Here is a 14,989-nt window from a genome sequence, read left to right on the forward strand (position 1 = left end):
TTGCCTGCATTGGAAGCGGCAGCTCCCTGGGCGCCAGGGAGGGCTAAACCCAGATTTGGTAGCCGGAGGACTTGTCGAAAATGCGCCGGGTGCTGATGCCCTCGGCGGCGATCCAGAGCACCGAGCCGTCCTCCGCAGCCTGGTCCACCACCCCACTGGCCACGTGCTCCCCCCGCAGCCACACCTCGACGCTGCGGCCGGGCAGGCGCGCCCAGTCGGCCCGGAGGCCGAGAGCCGTCTTCGACGTGCCGCCGCCCTGGCCATCCTGTTCGAGGTCAGGGTCGGTGGCATCACGTGGGGCTTCAAGGGTTGCCTGGGAATTCACTGGTCACTCCGATCGCCGGCGCCGTCGCCGCTCGAATCCATCACTGATATTTGATTGATATATCAATCTGGATCCAGTGTATGGCCCAGGTCACACTCCGTGTCAACAGATGCCCGGGGCGAAAGGCGCTAGGCCTTGAAAAGCGCCTCACGGACCGCGCTCTCGAATCCGCTGACGTGGACGCGGGCAAGCTCCGCAGCCCGCTCCTCATCACCGTCGATGACGGCGCGGAGCAGATCGAGGTGTTCACGAACATGGTGGGACAGGTCCGGCAGCCGGTCGATGACCATGCACCAGATGCGCGTTGCCAGGTTATCGTAGCGGATCAGGATGTCTTCCAGGTGCGGGTTGGCGGCGGCGGCGTAGATGCCCCGGTGCACCTGGGCATCCAGCTGCAGCGTCTCGGTCACGCTCGCCGAGGACACATCGAACGCCTCAACCTTTTCGAGGGTGGCACGCAGCTCGTCCCGGACCGCGGGGGAAGCCACCCGTGCGGCACGGGCGGCCGCGAGGGGCTCGAGCTGGGCGCGGATCTCCGAAATAAAGGAAAGGTCGGTCACGTCCACCCGGGTAGCGAAAGTGCCACGCCGCGGGTAGGTCTTCACCAGCCGGTCCAGCTCCAGCCGCTTCAGGGCTTCGCGTACCGGAGTCCGGCCCACACCCAGATTCTTGGCCAGGAGCTCGTCGTTCAGCAGCTCTCCGGGCTTGATTTCAAGGGTCAGCAACCAGTCGCGGATGCTCTCGTAGGCGACGTCGGCAAGGGACTTCTTCCCCATGGCGTCCGCCACCGCTAAAGCTTCGAATGCCATGCTGAGCCCCTTCTTCCCAACCAGAAAATAACTATTGACCTCGCCTGTGGACCAGTATACGCTGGCACCCAATCTAATATATCAGTCCGTTGCTTTTGAATATATCTAGAAGGAGCAGGGTATGACCCTCATCGAAACAGCCCCAGCAACCACCACCCTGCCGGCACTCAAAGAAGAGCAGCCGCAGAAGTTCGTACTGACCCTGTCCTGCAAGGAGCAGGCAGGAATTGTGCAGGCCGTCACCACGTTCCTGTTCGAGCGCGGCTTCAATATCGACGAGCACCAGCAGTTCGACGACAGCCTGCGCGAGACACTCCACCTGCGCACCGCGTTCTCCGGCTCCCCCAACTACACGCCCGCCATGCTCGAGGAAGAGTTCGCGGGCATCGCCAGCCGGTTCGACATGAAGTTCAGCTTCCACGACCAGACCGCCAAGCGCGTCCTGGTCATGGTGTCCAAGTTCGGCCACTGCCTCAACGACCTCATCTTCCGCTGGCGGGGCGGCAGCCTTGGCGGCGAACTGGTTGCGGTCGTTTCCAACCACGAGACCCACCGTGCCATGGCGGAAGCCGCAGGGCTCCCCTTCATCTACGTCCCCGTCACCCCTGACACCAAGGCGGACGCAGAGCGCCGGCTGCTGGAACTGGTGGATGAGTACGAGGCCGACCTCGTGGTCCTGGCCCGTTACATGCAGGTTCTCTCCGACGATCTCTGCCGGGCGCTGGAGGGCCGTGCCATCAACATCCACCACTCCTTCCTCCCTGGCTTCAAGGGCGCACGCCCCTACCACCAGGCCTACGACCGCGGCGTCAAGCTGGTGGGCGCCACCGCCCACTACGTCACCGCCGACCTGGACGAGGGTCCGATCATCGAGCAGGAAGTCATCCGGGTGGACCACACCTACGGCCCGGCCCAGCTGTCCACCGTGGGCCAGGACGCCGAGGCACTGGCTCTCTCCCGCGCCGTCCGCTGGCACTGCCAGCACCGCGTGCTGCTGGACCAGACCAGCACCGTGGTGTTCCGGTAAGCACCCCTCGTTCGCAGACATGACCCGTAAAGCAGCAGGAGAGACCCCCTTGGAATCGTCACCACGCATTGTCATTATCGGAGCCGGGATCGTCGGCACCAACCTCGCGGATGAACTCGTCACCCGGGGCTGGAACAACATCACCGTCCTGGACCAGGGCCCCCTCAACATGCCCGGCGGCTCCACCTCGCACGCCCCGGGACTGGTCTTCCAGACCAACCCCTCCAAGTCCATGGCCCTGTTCGCCAAGTACACCGTGGAGAAGCTGCTGTCCCTGACCGAGGACGGGACCAGCTGCTTCAACCAGGTGGGCGGCCTTGAAGTTGCCACCACCGAAACCCGCCTCGCCGACCTGAAGCGCAAGCTCGGCTACGCGCAGGCGTGGGGCATCGAGGGCTCCATCCTCTCCCCGGCCGAGTGCAAGGAGCTCTACCCGCTCATCAATGACGAGGACATCCTCGGCGGCCTCCACGTTCCCAGCGACGGCCTCGCATTGGCCGCCCGCGCCGTACAGCTCCTGATCAAGCGCACAGAGGCCGCGGGCGTGAAGTACATCGGCAACACCGAGGTGACCGGCATCGAGCAGTCCGGCCGCCGGGTCACCGGCGTCCAGACCCCCGACGGCGTGATCCCGGCAGACATCGTTGTCTCCTGCGCCGGCTTCTGGGGTGCAAAGGTTGGCGAGCTAATCGGCATGTCCGTGCCGCTGCTGCCCCTGGCCCACCAGTACGTCAAGACCACCCCGGTTCCGGCACAGCAGGGCAAGAACGAACTGCCCAACGGCGCCCGGCTGCCCATCCTCCGGCACCAGGACCAGGACCTCTACTACCGCGAACACGGCGACCGCTACGGCATCGGCTCCTACGCCCACAAACCCATGCCCGTGGACCTGGACGAGCTCGGCAGCTTCAAGCCGAATGAGATCAGCGAGCACAACATGCCGTCCCGGCTGGACTTCACCCTCGAGGACTTCCTCCCCGCCTGGGAGGCCACCAAGCAGATCCTGCCGGCCCTGCGCGAAAGCGAGATCGAGGACGGCTTCAACGGCATCTTCTCCTTCACTCCGGACGGCGGCTCGCTGGTGGGCGAGTCCAAGGAACTGGACGGCTTCTTCGTGGCCGAAGCCGTCTGGGTCACCCACTCGGCGGGCATCGCCCGCGCCGTGGCCGAGCTCCTGGTGGACGGCAAGTCCTCCATCGACCTGGGCGACTGCGACATCCACCGCTTCGAGGACGTCCAGCTGACCCCCGAGTACGTCAGCGAAACCTCGCAGCAGAACTTCGTGGAGATCTACGACGTCCTGCACCCGCTGCAGCCCAAGCTCTCCCCGCGCAACCTGCGCGTCAGCCCCTTCCACGCCCGTCACAAACAGCTGGGCGGCTACTTCCTGGAAGGCGCCGGCTGGGAACGCCCCTACTGGTTCGAGGCCAACGCAGAGCTCCTCAAGGAGATGCCCGCAGACTGGCAGCCGCCGGCCCGCGACTCCTGGTCCGGCATGTTCAGCTCGCCGATTGCCGCGGCCGAGGCATGGAAGACGCGCACCGCCGTCGCCATGTACGACATGACCCCGCTCAAGCGCCTCGAAATCTCCGGACCCGGCGCGCTGAAGCTGCTGCAGGAACTGACCACTGCGGAAATGAACAAGAAGCCCGGAGCCGTCACCTACACGCTCCTGCTGGACGAGCAGGGCGGCGTCCGAAGCGACATCACCGTGGCCCGCCTGGACGAGCAGACCTTCCAGCTCGGCGCCAACGGCAACATCGACACCGCCTACTTTGACCGGGCAGCCCGGCACCAGACCGAAAGCGGCAGCGCCGAAGACTGGGTCCAGGTCCGCGACACCACCGGCGGCACCTGCTGCATCGGCCTCTGGGGCCCCCTGGCCCGTGAAGTGGTCGGCGCGGTCAGCAGCGACGACTTCACCAACGACGGCCTGAAGTACTTCCGGTCCAAGCAGGTGGTCATCGGTGGCGTTCCCGTCACGGCCATGCGCCTGTCCTACGTCGGCGAGCTGGGCTGGGAGCTCTACACCAGCGCCGACAACGGCCAGCGCCTCTGGGACGCGCTGTGGAAGGCCGGCCAGCCGTTCGGCATCATCGCCGCGGGCCGCGCCGCCTTCAGTTCCCTCCGCCTGGAAAAGGGCTACCGCTCCTGGGGCACGGACATGACCACCGAGCACGACCCCTTCGAGGCCGGCCTGGGCTTCGCCGTGAAGATGGCCAAGGACAACTTCGTCGGAAAGGCAGCCTTGGAGGGACGCACCGAAGAAAACTCCGCGCGGCGCCTGCGCTGCCTGACGGTCGACGACGGCCGCAGCCTGGTGTTGGGCAAGGAGCCTGTGTTCTACAAGGACCAGGCGGTGGGCTACGTCACCAGCGCCGCGTACGGCTACACCGTCCGCAAGCCCATTGCCTACTCCTACCTGCCCGCGGAAGTCTCGATCGGCGACTCCGTGGAAATCGAGTACTTCGGACGCCGGATCGTCGCTACGGTCACCCAGGACCCGCTGTACGACCCCACCATGACCCGGCTCCGCGGCTAGCACCATGATCAGTTCAGAAACAGTCAGCAGCTACCTCGCCCGGTTGGCCGCAAAGCAGCCGACGCCGGGCGGGGGCGCCGCCGCGGCCCTGCACGCGGCCCAGGGCGCCGCCCTGGTCGCCATGGTGGCGCGTTACACCACCGGCGCCAAATACGAAGAGCATGCACCACTGGTAGGGCGCATCACCCAGGCCGCCGACGACCTTGTCACCGAGGCACTGCGCCTGGCTGAAGCGGATGAAGAGGCCTTCCAGGCAGTCATCGACTCCTACAAGCTCCCGTCCGGCACTGATGACCTCAAGGCCGCCCGGGCGGCCGGGATCCAGTCCGCGCTCATCCAGGCAGCACAGACCCCCGCCCGGCTCATCAAGCTGTCGGGGGCCATCGTGGACCTCGCCACCGAGCTGTTCGGCGTCGCCAACGCCAACGTCATCAGCGACGTTGCGGCGGCCGCTGACGCCGCCCGCGCAGCTGCCACCACGGCGCGCGTCAATATCGACATCAACGTCGTTGCGGTCAAGGATCCGGAGGCACGCGCGCTGCTTGCCCAACAGACGGACGGCATTGAAGAGAAAGTGGTCCTGGCGGCAGATGCCCTCTCGGCCCGCGTTCGCGAAAGGATCCTGGGTTGAGCACAGCAGTACTATCCGGAAAGCCTTTAGCCGGTTTGTTCCAGCAGGAGGTCCAGGACCAGGTCCGGTCGCTTGAACGGGACGGCGTCCGACCGGTTGTTGCGGTGGTCATGGCGACCGCCGATGAGTCGACGCGCTGGTACGTCCGTTCCATCGAGCGAGCAGCGGAGCGCGCCGGAATCGGCTGCCGGATCATCGACCTTGGCCATGATGCAACGGAAGCGGCGCTGGCCAGGGTCCTGCGGGACCTGAGCGCCGAACCGTCCGTGAACGGCATCATCCTGCAAACCCCACTGCCGGAGGGTGTCCGGACCGACAACCTGGTAGGCCTCATCAGCCCGGAAAAGGACATTGACGGCGCCAATCCGCTGAGCCTGGGACGACTGGCCGTCGGCCAGCCGGCCTTTGCTCCCGCTACCGCGCGCTCCGTCGTCGAAATCCTTGACCACTACCAGGTTCCCGTGGCGGGCAAGGATGTGGTGGTGGTGGGCCGGTCCGCCGTTGTCGGCAAGCCGCTGTCCCTCCTCCTGCTGGCACGCGATGCCGCTGTGACGGTCTGCCATTCCAGGTCGGGTCCGCTGGAGCGCTACACCAAGGATGCCGATGTCGTGGTGGTCGCGGCCGGCCGCGCCGGGCTGCTGACCGGCAGCCACGTCTCCTCCCGGACGGTCGTGGTCGACGTCGGCACGAACGTCCTTGCCGACGGCTCGCTGGTGGGTGATGTGGACCAAGCCAGCGTCACCGGGACCGCAGCGGGGCTCACCCCCGTTCCTGGCGGCGTCGGCTCCGTGACCACGGCACTGCTGCTCCTGCACACCGTGGAGGCCGCGCGCCGGCAATCGTCCTCCACGCCGCGGGAGTCCGAAGCCGTGGACGCCCAGGTGCTGGAAGCGGCGGGCTAGGAAGGGCACAGCGTCAGCAACGGGTGTCCCGTTTTTCGTAAAAGGTGCTTCGGTGGGCCTAAGACCTGGGGAGGTATTCCTCATCGAAGCACCGTTTTCGGAAAACGGGGCCCCGCAGCCGGCATTTGCCGGTGAAACAGCAAGGAGGAGGCCCGTATGCCTGCCAATGGACCCACAGCCACCGTTTCCAGGAGTACAGCCGTGCCGGGTCCCGCGCCGGGCCCCGTCCCGGAACGGGGCTGCATACCGTGGTCCGAAGCGCGCCATGTCGCCTTCGGCTCGGCCAGTCCGCTCCCGCCCGTGGCCGTCCCGCTCGCTGACGCCATTGGGCGGACCTTGAGCCGGGACGTCACCGCACTCCAGGACCTGCCGCACTATGCCTCGTCCGCGATGGACGGCTGGGCCGTGAACGGACCGGGCCCCTGGCTGCTGGCCGGATCCGGCCAGCAAGGATCCCTGCCCCGTAAAGGCAACAGATTTTTACCCGCAAACAGTGCCGCCGTGATTGCCACCGGCGGCCTGGTACCGCACGGCGCCGATGCCGTCCTGCGGAAGGAAAGCGGCCTGGCCGCACGGGACACCAACGGCAACCAGGTCCTAAGACTTCGCCCGGAGGCGAAGGCCGGCGAGGCGCGCAGCGGCCAGCACATCCGTCCCGCCGGGCAGGAAGCCCGGTCAGGGGAGGTACTCCTACCTGCCGGCACTGTCCTCAATCCCGCGCAGGTGGCCCTGGCTGCGGCCGCAGGGCACGACACCGTGCAGGTCCGCGCCCGGCCCGCTGTCGCCGTCGTACTCACCGGGGCTGAAGTGGTGACGCAGGGTGTCCCGGCTCCCGGGCAGGTCCGTGACACCTTTGGCCCGCAACTGGGAAACGTGGTTTCCCTCCTCGGCGGTGTTGCCGGGAGCCCGCAAAGAATCGGTGACTCTTTTGGCAGCTGGCTGGATGCCCTGGACAGCCCCGTCCTGCCCTCCCGCGGCGTAGATGTCATCATCACCACCGGTGGCACCGGTAAGTCCGGGACGGACCATTTCCGCGCCGCCATCGATGCCCTGGGCGGACAGCTGCTGGTGGACGGCATCGCGATGCGTCCCGGCCATCCGGCCGTGCTCGCCGGGCTTCCGGACGGCCGGTTCGTGATCGGTCTTCCGGGCAATCCCCTGGCGGCCGTGATGGCCCTGCTCACTGTCGGCGCACCCCTGATCGCCTCGCTTGGGGGCGCGCAGCCGCCTCCGTTGCAGCTCATGATGTCCGGCTGCGACCTTGAGGGCGATCCGGGAAGGACACGCCTGGTCCCCTGCCGCTTCCTGTCCGGCCTTGCGTTCCCCGTCCAGCACACCGGGCCCGGCATGATGCGCGGGCTTGCCTGGGCCGACGCGGTCATGGCCGTTCCTCCCCAGGGCGTTGACTCGGGGGGACCCGTTCCCGTGCTCCCGCTTCCGTGGGCAGCACCAGAAACCCCAAGGACCCCCGGGGCGGAGGCCGCCAACCCACCCTGACGCAGAGGTTTGCCCTGCTTCCCCCTCACCGGGCACTCGATATGGCAGAGGTCTCCCTGTCCCAGCGGTCAGGGCCTTTGGTGTGCCCCGGAGTACCCAGCAGGAGCGCCTACACACTTCGCCTTTAGGGGGTCACACTCTTGACATTGAATGTGAGCTGGCGCACGATTTTGTTGCATACAGCGAAGGTTGTTGATCATCACGGAACGAAGCTCGCCCGGATACGCTCCTCCCGTCCCCCGGCTCCACCCGTGATGACTTTGGGGAACAGACGAACGAATTCATGATGGCCGATCCGAAAGGGGCCCTGGCCCGTGCATCGGCCGCACAACGGCTGCCAGCATCATGCGGCAGCGCCAGATCACCAAAGGAAACTGTCTATGACTATCAGGGATGGCAGCACCATCGATCAAAGCAGCGCAGGGCGCCGGAACCGGGGAACGACGCCGAAGCCTGTCCGTGGGTCCAGGAAACAGCGCTCTGGCACCTTCAGCGGTTTGCGCTGAAGCCGGAAGGGAACGAATCTTAATGATCAATCCGACCAAGACGACGGCAACCGTCGACACCTTCTCATCAAAAGAGACCAGCTCCAGGTTCAAACGCCGCTTCATGGTGCGGCTTGTCGCGGTCTTCATCGGCGGGATGTTCCTCGACGGCTACATCCTCGGAATCATCGGCCCCGTCACCGGACCCATGCGGTCAGATCTCCAGCTCGACGCACTGTCGCTGGGCATGATCGCTGCCGGCCCCCTGGCAGGTATCTTCATCGGCTCCCCGCTGGCCGGCTGGGCTACTGACAAGTTCGGACGCAAGCCCATGTTCCTCGTGGACATGGGGCTGTTCCTGGTGGCCTCAGCTGCCCAGTTCTTCGTAACCTCCGGAGACGGCGCCGTAATCCAGCTGGCGCTCATCCGATTCCTGATGGGCGTCGCGATTGGCGGCGAGTACTCAATCGGCGGCCCGCTGCTGTCAGAGTTCTCCCCTCCAAAGCTCCGCGGGCGGTTGCTCGGGCTGACCCTGATCGCCTGGTACGTCGGTTTCATGATGGCATTCATCATTGGCACCCTCCTGCACGACGCCGGCACCCCCTGGCGCCTTGTCATCGGCACGAGCACGATACTGGCCTTCGTTCTGTTCATCGCCCGCATAGGCCTCCCGGAATCGCCGAGCTGGCTTATCACGAAGGGACGGCGTGAGGAAGCACTCGCGATCGCCCACAAATACGTCGAATCGCCGCAGATGCACAACAGCATCACCGAGGAGATCGATCTGAGGATGCTCCAGGAGGCCCAGGCCGCGAAGGGCAGGACCAAGATCAAGAACGCCTCCTTTGGAATGTTGTTCTCGAGGGAGCACTGGCGGACCACCCTGTTCACCGCGGGTTTCTGGTTCTGCGCGGTCACCCCGTACTTTGCGATCGCGACCTTCGCCGACGACGTGCTCAGCCAATTCGGCTTCGGCGGCGGCTGGGCCGGTGGAGTCGGCCTGTCCGCACTTGCGGCCGCGGGCGTTGTCACCACCGTGCTTCTGATTGACAAGCTGGGCCGCCGAATCCTCACCGTGCCCGGACAGTGGCTCTGCGCAGGCATCCTGCTGGTCATCGGCATCTGGGCGGACGCACCGGCGATCCTCGTGCTCGCCCTGTTCCTCGCGTTCTCCTTCTTCAATGCCGGCTACACCACATTGACGCAGGTCTATCCGGCCGAGGTATTCCCCGCCCCCTTGCGCGGCATCGGCATGGGCTTCGCCGCGGCTTTCAGCCGCATCGGAGCCGCACTCGGCACCTTCGCCCTGCCGTGGGCAATCAGTAACATCGGCTTGGGCCCAAGCATGGTGGTGGCCGCCGTCGTCGCATTGCTCGGCGCAATCCTTTCGCAATGGCTCGCGCCTGAGACGAAGGGGCGCACCCTTGCCGAGATTTCAGCAGACGTTTCCCACTGACCCCGGGACCGGACGGCCCCGCGCCGCCGGATAACCGGAGATGCACCAAAGAGGCCTTCGCCGCACCCGCGGCGGGGGCCTCTTTGCCACCTGCGGACACAGCGCCGCCCATCCCCGCAACAAAGCAGGAAACCCTTGACATCCCATGTGAGCTGCGACACCCTGTTGCATATAGTGATGCGCGTTGCTCATAGCGAAGCAAATTCCATCACCCGGTCAGGCGGATTCCAGCAGCAACCAGGAGAACCCAACATCATGAGCGCATCACCCCGCGTCGTCATCATCGGAGCCGGCATCGTCGGTACCAACCTCGCCGACGAGCTGGCAAGCCGCGGCTGGAACGGCATCACCGTCGTCGAACAGGGCCCGCTGGAGCTCGCAGGCGGCTCCACGTCGCACGCCCCCGGCCTCGTGTTCCAAAACAATCCGTCCAGGACCATGACGGAATTCGCCACGTACACCGTGAACAAGCTCCTGGCCCTGGGCAAGGACGGCGAGTCCTGCTTCAACCAGGTGGGCGGACTGGAGCTGGCAACCACTCCCGAGCGCCTGGCCGACCTCAAGCGCAAGATGGGCGTCATGACCTCCTGGGGTGTCGAAAGCAGGATCGTCGACGCCGACGAATGCGAAAAGATCTACCCGCTGCTGAACACCGGCAAGCTCACCGGCGGCCGCGAGGTCCTGGGCGGCCTGCTCATCCCCACCGACGGACTCGCCCTGGCGGCCCGTGCGGTGCAGCTGCTGATCGAGCGCACGCGCGAACGCGGCGTCACCTACCGCGGCTCCACCACCGTCACCGGCATCGCCCAGGAGGGCGGCAAGGTCACCGGCGTCGAAACCTCCTCCGGTGTCATCCCTGCCGACATCGTGGTGTCCTGCGCAGGGTTCTGGGGCCGTGAACTCGGCCGGATGGTGGGCCTGGAAGTGCCGCTGCTGCCGCTGGCCCACCAGTACGCCATCACCACGCCCCTTGCCGAACTCGAGAACGTCAACGAGCTCCCCAACGGCGCCAGCAAGCCCATCCTGCGCTACCAGGACAAGGACCTGTACTACCGCGAATGGGGCGACCGCATCGGCATCGGCAGCTACGCCCACCGCCCGATGCCCGTGGACATGTCCGCACTGCCGAAGGTCTCAGCCGAGGACATGTCCGACCACCGGATGCCCTCCCGCCTGGACTTCACCCTCGAAGACTTCGTGCCCGCATGGGAGGACAGCCAGGACCTGCTGCCGGCACTGCGCAGCACCGAAATCCAGGACGGTTTCAACGGCATCTTCTCCTTCACCCCGGACGGCGGCCCGCTCATGGGCGAAGCGCCGGACCTCGAGGGCTTCTTCGTGGCCGAGGCCGTCTGGGTCACGCACTCGGCCGGCGTTGCCAAGGCCATGGCAGAGCTGATCATCGACGGCCAGCCGCAGACCGACCTGCACGGCTGCGAACTGACCCGTTTCGAGAAGGTCCAGACCTCCGACGCGTACGTCAGCGAGACTTCACAGCAGAACTTCGTGGAGATCTACGATGTCATGCACCCGCTGCAGCCGCGCGAATCGCCGCGGGACCTGCGCGTCAGCCCGTTCAACGTCCGCCAGAAGGAACTCGGGGCTTTCTTCCTGGAGTCCGCCGCCTGGGAGCGCCCGCACTGGTTTGAAGCCAACCGCGGGCTCCTTGAGGAGCTTCCGGCCGAGTGGCAGGCCCCGGAGCGGGACAAATGGTCGGCGATGTTCCACTCCCCCATCTCCGCCGCCGAAGCATGGAAGACGCGTACCGCCGTCGGACTCTTCGACATGACGCCGCTGAAGCGCCTCTCCGTCACCGGCCCCGGCGCCCAGGCACTGCTGCACCGGCTCAGCACGGGCAACATCGCCAAGAAGCCAGGTGCCGTGACGTACTGCCTGCTGCTGGCGGACGACGGCGGCATCCGCAGCGACGTGACCGTGGCCAGGCTCGCTGAGGAAGAGTTCCAGCTTGGCGTGAACAGCAACGTGGACTTCGATTACCTCCGGGTGGAGGCCCGCCGGCAGTCAGCGGCGGATCCCTCCCAGTGGGCGCACGTCACCGACATCACCGGCAGCACCTGCTGCATCGGCCTGTGGGGTCCGCTGGCACGCGAGGTGATGGGCAAGGTCAGCACGGACGACCTCACCAACGACGGCCTGAAGTACTTCCGGACCAAGCAGATCTCCGTTGGGGGCATCCCCGTCACGGCGATGCGGCTCTCCTACGTGGGCGAGCTCGGCTGGGAGCTCTACACCACGGCCGAATACGGGCTGAAGCTGTGGGACCTGCTGTTCGAGGCCGGCCGCGAATACGGCATCATCGCTGCCGGACGCGGCGCCTTCAACAGCATGCGCCTGGAGAAGGGCTACCGGCTGTGGGGCACGGACATGACCACCGAGCACCACCCGTACCAGGCCGGCCTGGGCTTCTCCGTGGCCAAGGACAAGACCGGGTTCGTGGGTGCCGAGGCGCTGGCGGTCCGCAGGGAACAGCCGGCAGCCAAGACGCTGCGGTGCCTGACGGTCGACGACGGCACGTCGGTGGTACTGGGCAAGGAACCGGTGTACGTGGCCGGGGAAGCCGTTGGTTACGTCACCAGTGCGGCGTACGGCTTCACCGTCCGCAAGCCCATCGCCTATGCCTGGCTGCCCACGTCGGTGACTGAAGGCGACTCCGTGGAGATCGAGTACTTCGGCAAGCGCGTCGCGGCCACCGTCAGCGCAGAGCCGCTCTTTGACCCGGGCATGGAGCGCCTCCGCGGCTGACCTGTCCCGGCGGTTGAGCCGACGAAATCTGGTGGTTGGGCCTGCTTGAGACCGGCAGGCCCAACCACCTTTTTCGTGCCCTCTGGCTGGTGCCATCCGCCGTGGGTCAAGGCCGTAGAATCACCTCGACAACCAAAAATTGGGGGATTTATGGTGTTCGGCAACGAGCAAACGAGCGGGATATGCGGGAAGGCAATGGCGGCCGACGACAGGGAGTGGCCGCACGACATCCTCGCCTCCCTGCCGTGAATCAGCGGCCTGCCCGCCGCGCCTGGACGTTCGCCGCCGTGTGCGTCATGGTGGCCTCACTGACGCTCCTGATATTCTGCCCGGCCCGCGGGCCGGTGATCCAGCTGCTGCCCTGGTATGTGGCGGCGTACCTGCTGATCGGGGCGTGCATCTTCGGCCCGTCCCGGGAGGGGGCGTACCTCCGGCAGGCGGCGGCCTTCCTGCTACCCGGGGCCCTGCTGGTGCCCCTGGCACTGCTGAACGCCGGCGTCTGGGCAGGCGGCTGGCTGCTCGGGCTCCCTGCATGGGGACTGCTGCTGAGCCGGTGGACGCCGGCCAACCCGCTCCGGGCCCTCGACGTGCTGAAGTTCCTTGGCCTGCTGGTGCTGGGCCTGCTGATCTTCACTTTCAACGCCACCTACCCGGTCGTCAGCCTCGGATTGTTCCTTCTCCCTGTCATCCCCCTGGTCCGGCTGGCCTACCCTGAGTACCGGGCCAGGTCGCTGCAGGCGGCCATTGAGGTCCTTTTGGCCGTGGCCGCCGTCGTCATCGCTTTTGCCCTTCCCACCCCCGAAGGATCCTGGGCCTCACCGTGGACATACGCGGGCGGGGCGGCGACGGCAGGACTCATGATCGCGTATTCGGCCCGGGACCGCCCACGTTCACGGCCGACGCGGCTCAATGACGGAGCCACTGTTTAGCGACCGCACCCGGCCCCTCTGTTTGTCAGACCCCTTTGTCATGATGGGTTTATGGGGAAGGCAGCGGTGGTAAGGGCTTTTGAGGAGATCAAGGCTGCCCTTGCTGTGCTGAATGCGGAGGTGGATGGGGCCGGTGCGGTGCCTTTTTCTGCGGCTGACCCTCTGGCTGGTTTGGCGGATGGTTGCCTGGAGATCCTGGCCGGGTCCCGTGAGGTTGAGTCCGGGATCGCTGGGGTGAAGGCGAGAGCTGCGGTTGGGTATGTGGAGAGCGCCGCTGCTGTTGCGGGCCTGGATGTTCCGGTTCGGGCGCAGGAGATGGCGGTCTCGGCGGAGATCGGGTGTGTGCTGGCCCTGGGGCCGCGGGCGGCGTCGTCGTTCCTGGTCACCTCGCACGCGGTTACGGCGACGTTGCCGCGGACGTTGGAGGCGTTGCAGGCCGGGGCGATCTCCTGGAGCCACGCGGTGGTGATGGCCGATGAGACAGCGTGTCTGGATGGTGCGGGGGCTGCAGCGTTGGAAGCCCATTTCCTTGACCCGGACGCCCCGGACCCGGCGCGGGGGTGCCCGGTGGGGCAGTTGCCGGCGCACCGGTTCAAGGCCAAGGCCCGTACCTGGCGGGAACGCCACCAGGCCGGGTCCATCGAAAAACGCCACGCCAAAGGGGTCGCGGAGCGGCGGGTGGAGTTCCGGCCGGACCAGGACGGGATGGCCTGGCTGTCCGCCTACCTGCCCGCGGACCAGGCCCAGGCCGGGTGGAACCGGCTCACCGCGGCCGCCCGGGGCATGCAGGGACCGGACGAGCCCCGCAGCATGCCCCAACTCCGGGCCGACACCTTCACCGACGCGATCCTCACCAACGGCACCACGAACGACGCCGAAACCCGCGGCAGCAGTAGCGTCACCGAGGGCGCGGGTGCCGCCCGGGACCATGGGCAATCACCGATCCGGGCGCAGGTGCTGGTCACGGTCCCGGTGTTCTCCCTGCTGGGCCAGACCGACGAACCGGCCATGCTGGACGGGTACGGCCCCATCCCGCCGTCAATGGCCCGGGCACTCGTCGCCTCCGGTGCTGGCTCGTTCTACCGGGTCCTGGTGGACCCGCGGGACGGGGCACCGTTGGAAATCGGCCGGACAAGCTACCGGGTCACCGGCGCGATGCGGGCCTGGCTGCGGCTGCGAGACGGCAAATGCCCGTTCCCGGGCTGCAGCAACAACTCCCTCGACAACGACGCCGACCACATCCTCGCCTGGGCCAACGGCGGCACCACCGGGATCAGCAACCTGGGACAGCCCTGCCCAAAACACCACAAACTCCGCCACACCACCGCCTGGAAACCCACCCCCGCCACGAAAAACGAACCACCCGGCTGGACCTCACCCACCGGCCGCCACTACCAAAGCGAACACCAGGACTGGGAACCACCACGCTGGCCGAATCTCCAAAACCGCGGCCGGGCGCCAAAGGAAGGCAGTCCGCTTGGCGCTGTTCCGGATCTCGTTCACTTCCAGCTATCCCCGGCAGAAGATTGGCTGGACCGGGTCCTGCACCCGCCATCCGCCTGAGACGGCGAGGTTAATGCGGCCCTGCGCGGAAGAATGTGGCGCCCGGGTCTGAGGAGCCAC

The 14,989-nt window shown here is 66.6% G+C and carries 11 protein-coding genes; 9 read left to right on the plus strand and 2 right to left on the minus strand.

The window, feature by feature from the left end:
* Positions 1-43 precede the first annotated feature (43 nt).
* Together LDO22_RS11575 and LDO22_RS11580 are read right to left on the minus strand one after the other, a co-directional pair.
* Positions 44-325 carry a hypothetical protein gene (locus LDO22_RS11575; protein WP_224023253.1) on the minus strand — a complete coding sequence of 94 codons (282 nt, stop codon included), beginning with the start codon at positions 323-325 and terminating at the stop codon, positions 44-46.
* Positions 326-453: 128 nt separating this feature from the next.
* The gene (locus tag LDO22_RS11580) at positions 454-1,134 is read right to left on the minus strand and encodes a GntR family transcriptional regulator (protein WP_224023255.1); all 681 of its coding nucleotides are present in this window, start codon (positions 1,132-1,134) and stop codon (positions 454-456) included.
* Positions 1,135-1,255: 121 nt separating this feature from the next.
* Between LDO22_RS11580 and purU the strand changes: the two genes are divergently transcribed.
* The 9 genes from purU to LDO22_RS11625 all read left to right on the plus strand — a co-directional run bounded on the left by purU (position 1,256) and on the right by LDO22_RS11625 (position 14,929).
* Positions 1,256-2,161, plus strand: coding sequence for a formyltetrahydrofolate deformylase (gene purU / locus LDO22_RS11585; RefSeq protein WP_159629860.1), 906 nt, complete (start codon positions 1,256-1,258; stop codon positions 2,159-2,161).
* A 49-nt stretch (positions 2,162-2,210) separates the two neighbouring features.
* Entirely contained in the window at positions 2,211-4,703 is a 2,493-nt protein-coding gene (locus LDO22_RS11590; RefSeq protein WP_224023257.1) for an FAD-dependent oxidoreductase, read from the plus strand.
* Positions 4,704-4,707: 4 nt separating this feature from the next.
* On the plus strand, positions 4,708-5,334 hold the full coding sequence (locus LDO22_RS11595; RefSeq protein WP_224023259.1) for a cyclodeaminase/cyclohydrolase family protein: 627 nt from the start codon (positions 4,708-4,710) through the stop codon (positions 5,332-5,334).
* The gene (locus LDO22_RS11600) at positions 5,331-6,236 is read left to right on the plus strand and encodes a bifunctional 5,10-methylenetetrahydrofolate dehydrogenase/5,10-methenyltetrahydrofolate cyclohydrolase (RefSeq protein WP_224023261.1); all 906 of its coding nucleotides are present in this window, start codon (positions 5,331-5,333) and stop codon (positions 6,234-6,236) included. The genes LDO22_RS11595 and LDO22_RS11600 overlap by 4 nt, the downstream gene beginning before the upstream one ends.
* Before the next feature lie 156 nt (positions 6,237-6,392).
* Entirely contained in the window at positions 6,393-7,733 is a 1,341-nt protein-coding gene (locus tag LDO22_RS11605) for a molybdopterin molybdotransferase MoeA (RefSeq protein WP_224023263.1), read from the plus strand.
* 528 nt (positions 7,734-8,261) lie between these two features.
* Complete coding sequence (locus tag LDO22_RS11610; RefSeq protein WP_224023265.1) at positions 8,262-9,674, plus strand: MFS transporter; 1,413 nt, start codon at positions 8,262-8,264, stop codon at positions 9,672-9,674.
* 255 nt (positions 9,675-9,929) lie between these two features.
* Positions 9,930-12,437 carry an FAD-dependent oxidoreductase gene (locus LDO22_RS11615; protein WP_224023267.1) on the plus strand — a complete coding sequence of 836 codons (2,508 nt, stop codon included), beginning with the start codon at positions 9,930-9,932 and terminating at the stop codon, positions 12,435-12,437.
* 245 nt (positions 12,438-12,682) lie between these two features.
* The gene (locus LDO22_RS11620; RefSeq protein ID WP_224023269.1) at positions 12,683-13,366 is read left to right on the plus strand and encodes a hypothetical protein; all 684 of its coding nucleotides are present in this window, start codon (positions 12,683-12,685) and stop codon (positions 13,364-13,366) included.
* A 51-nt stretch (positions 13,367-13,417) separates the two neighbouring features.
* Positions 13,418-14,929 (plus strand): HNH endonuclease signature motif containing protein, encoded by a 1,512-nt coding sequence (locus LDO22_RS11625; protein WP_224023271.1) that lies wholly within the window; start codon positions 13,418-13,420, stop codon positions 14,927-14,929.
* Positions 14,930-14,989 lie beyond the last annotated feature (60 nt).

The sequence above is a fragment of the Arthrobacter sp. NicSoilC5 genome, assembly GCF_019977395.1.
In the GTDB taxonomy this organism is placed as follows: domain Bacteria; phylum Actinomycetota; class Actinomycetes; order Actinomycetales; family Micrococcaceae; genus Arthrobacter.

Bases quoted from the DNA above. Each gene is read 5' to 3' on its own strand.
- LDO22_RS11580 (WP_224023255.1), bottom strand. From the start codon at position 1,134: ATGGCATTCGAAGCTTTAGCGGTGGCGGACGCCATGGGGAAGAAGTCC.
- purU (WP_159629860.1), top strand. From the start codon at position 1,256: ATGACCCTCATCGAAACAGCCCCAGCAACCACCACCCTGCCGGCACTC.
- LDO22_RS11595 (WP_224023259.1), top strand. From the start codon at position 4,708: ATGATCAGTTCAGAAACAGTCAGCAGCTACCTCGCCCGGTTGGCCGCA.
- LDO22_RS11605 (WP_224023263.1), top strand. From the start codon at position 6,393: ATGCCTGCCAATGGACCCACAGCCACCGTTTCCAGGAGTACAGCCGTG.
- LDO22_RS11610 (WP_224023265.1), top strand. From the start codon at position 8,262: ATGATCAATCCGACCAAGACGACGGCAACCGTCGACACCTTCTCATCA.
- LDO22_RS11615 (WP_224023267.1), top strand. From the start codon at position 9,930: ATGAGCGCATCACCCCGCGTCGTCATCATCGGAGCCGGCATCGTCGGT.
- LDO22_RS11625 (WP_224023271.1), top strand. From the start codon at position 13,418: ATGGGGAAGGCAGCGGTGGTAAGGGCTTTTGAGGAGATCAAGGCTGCC.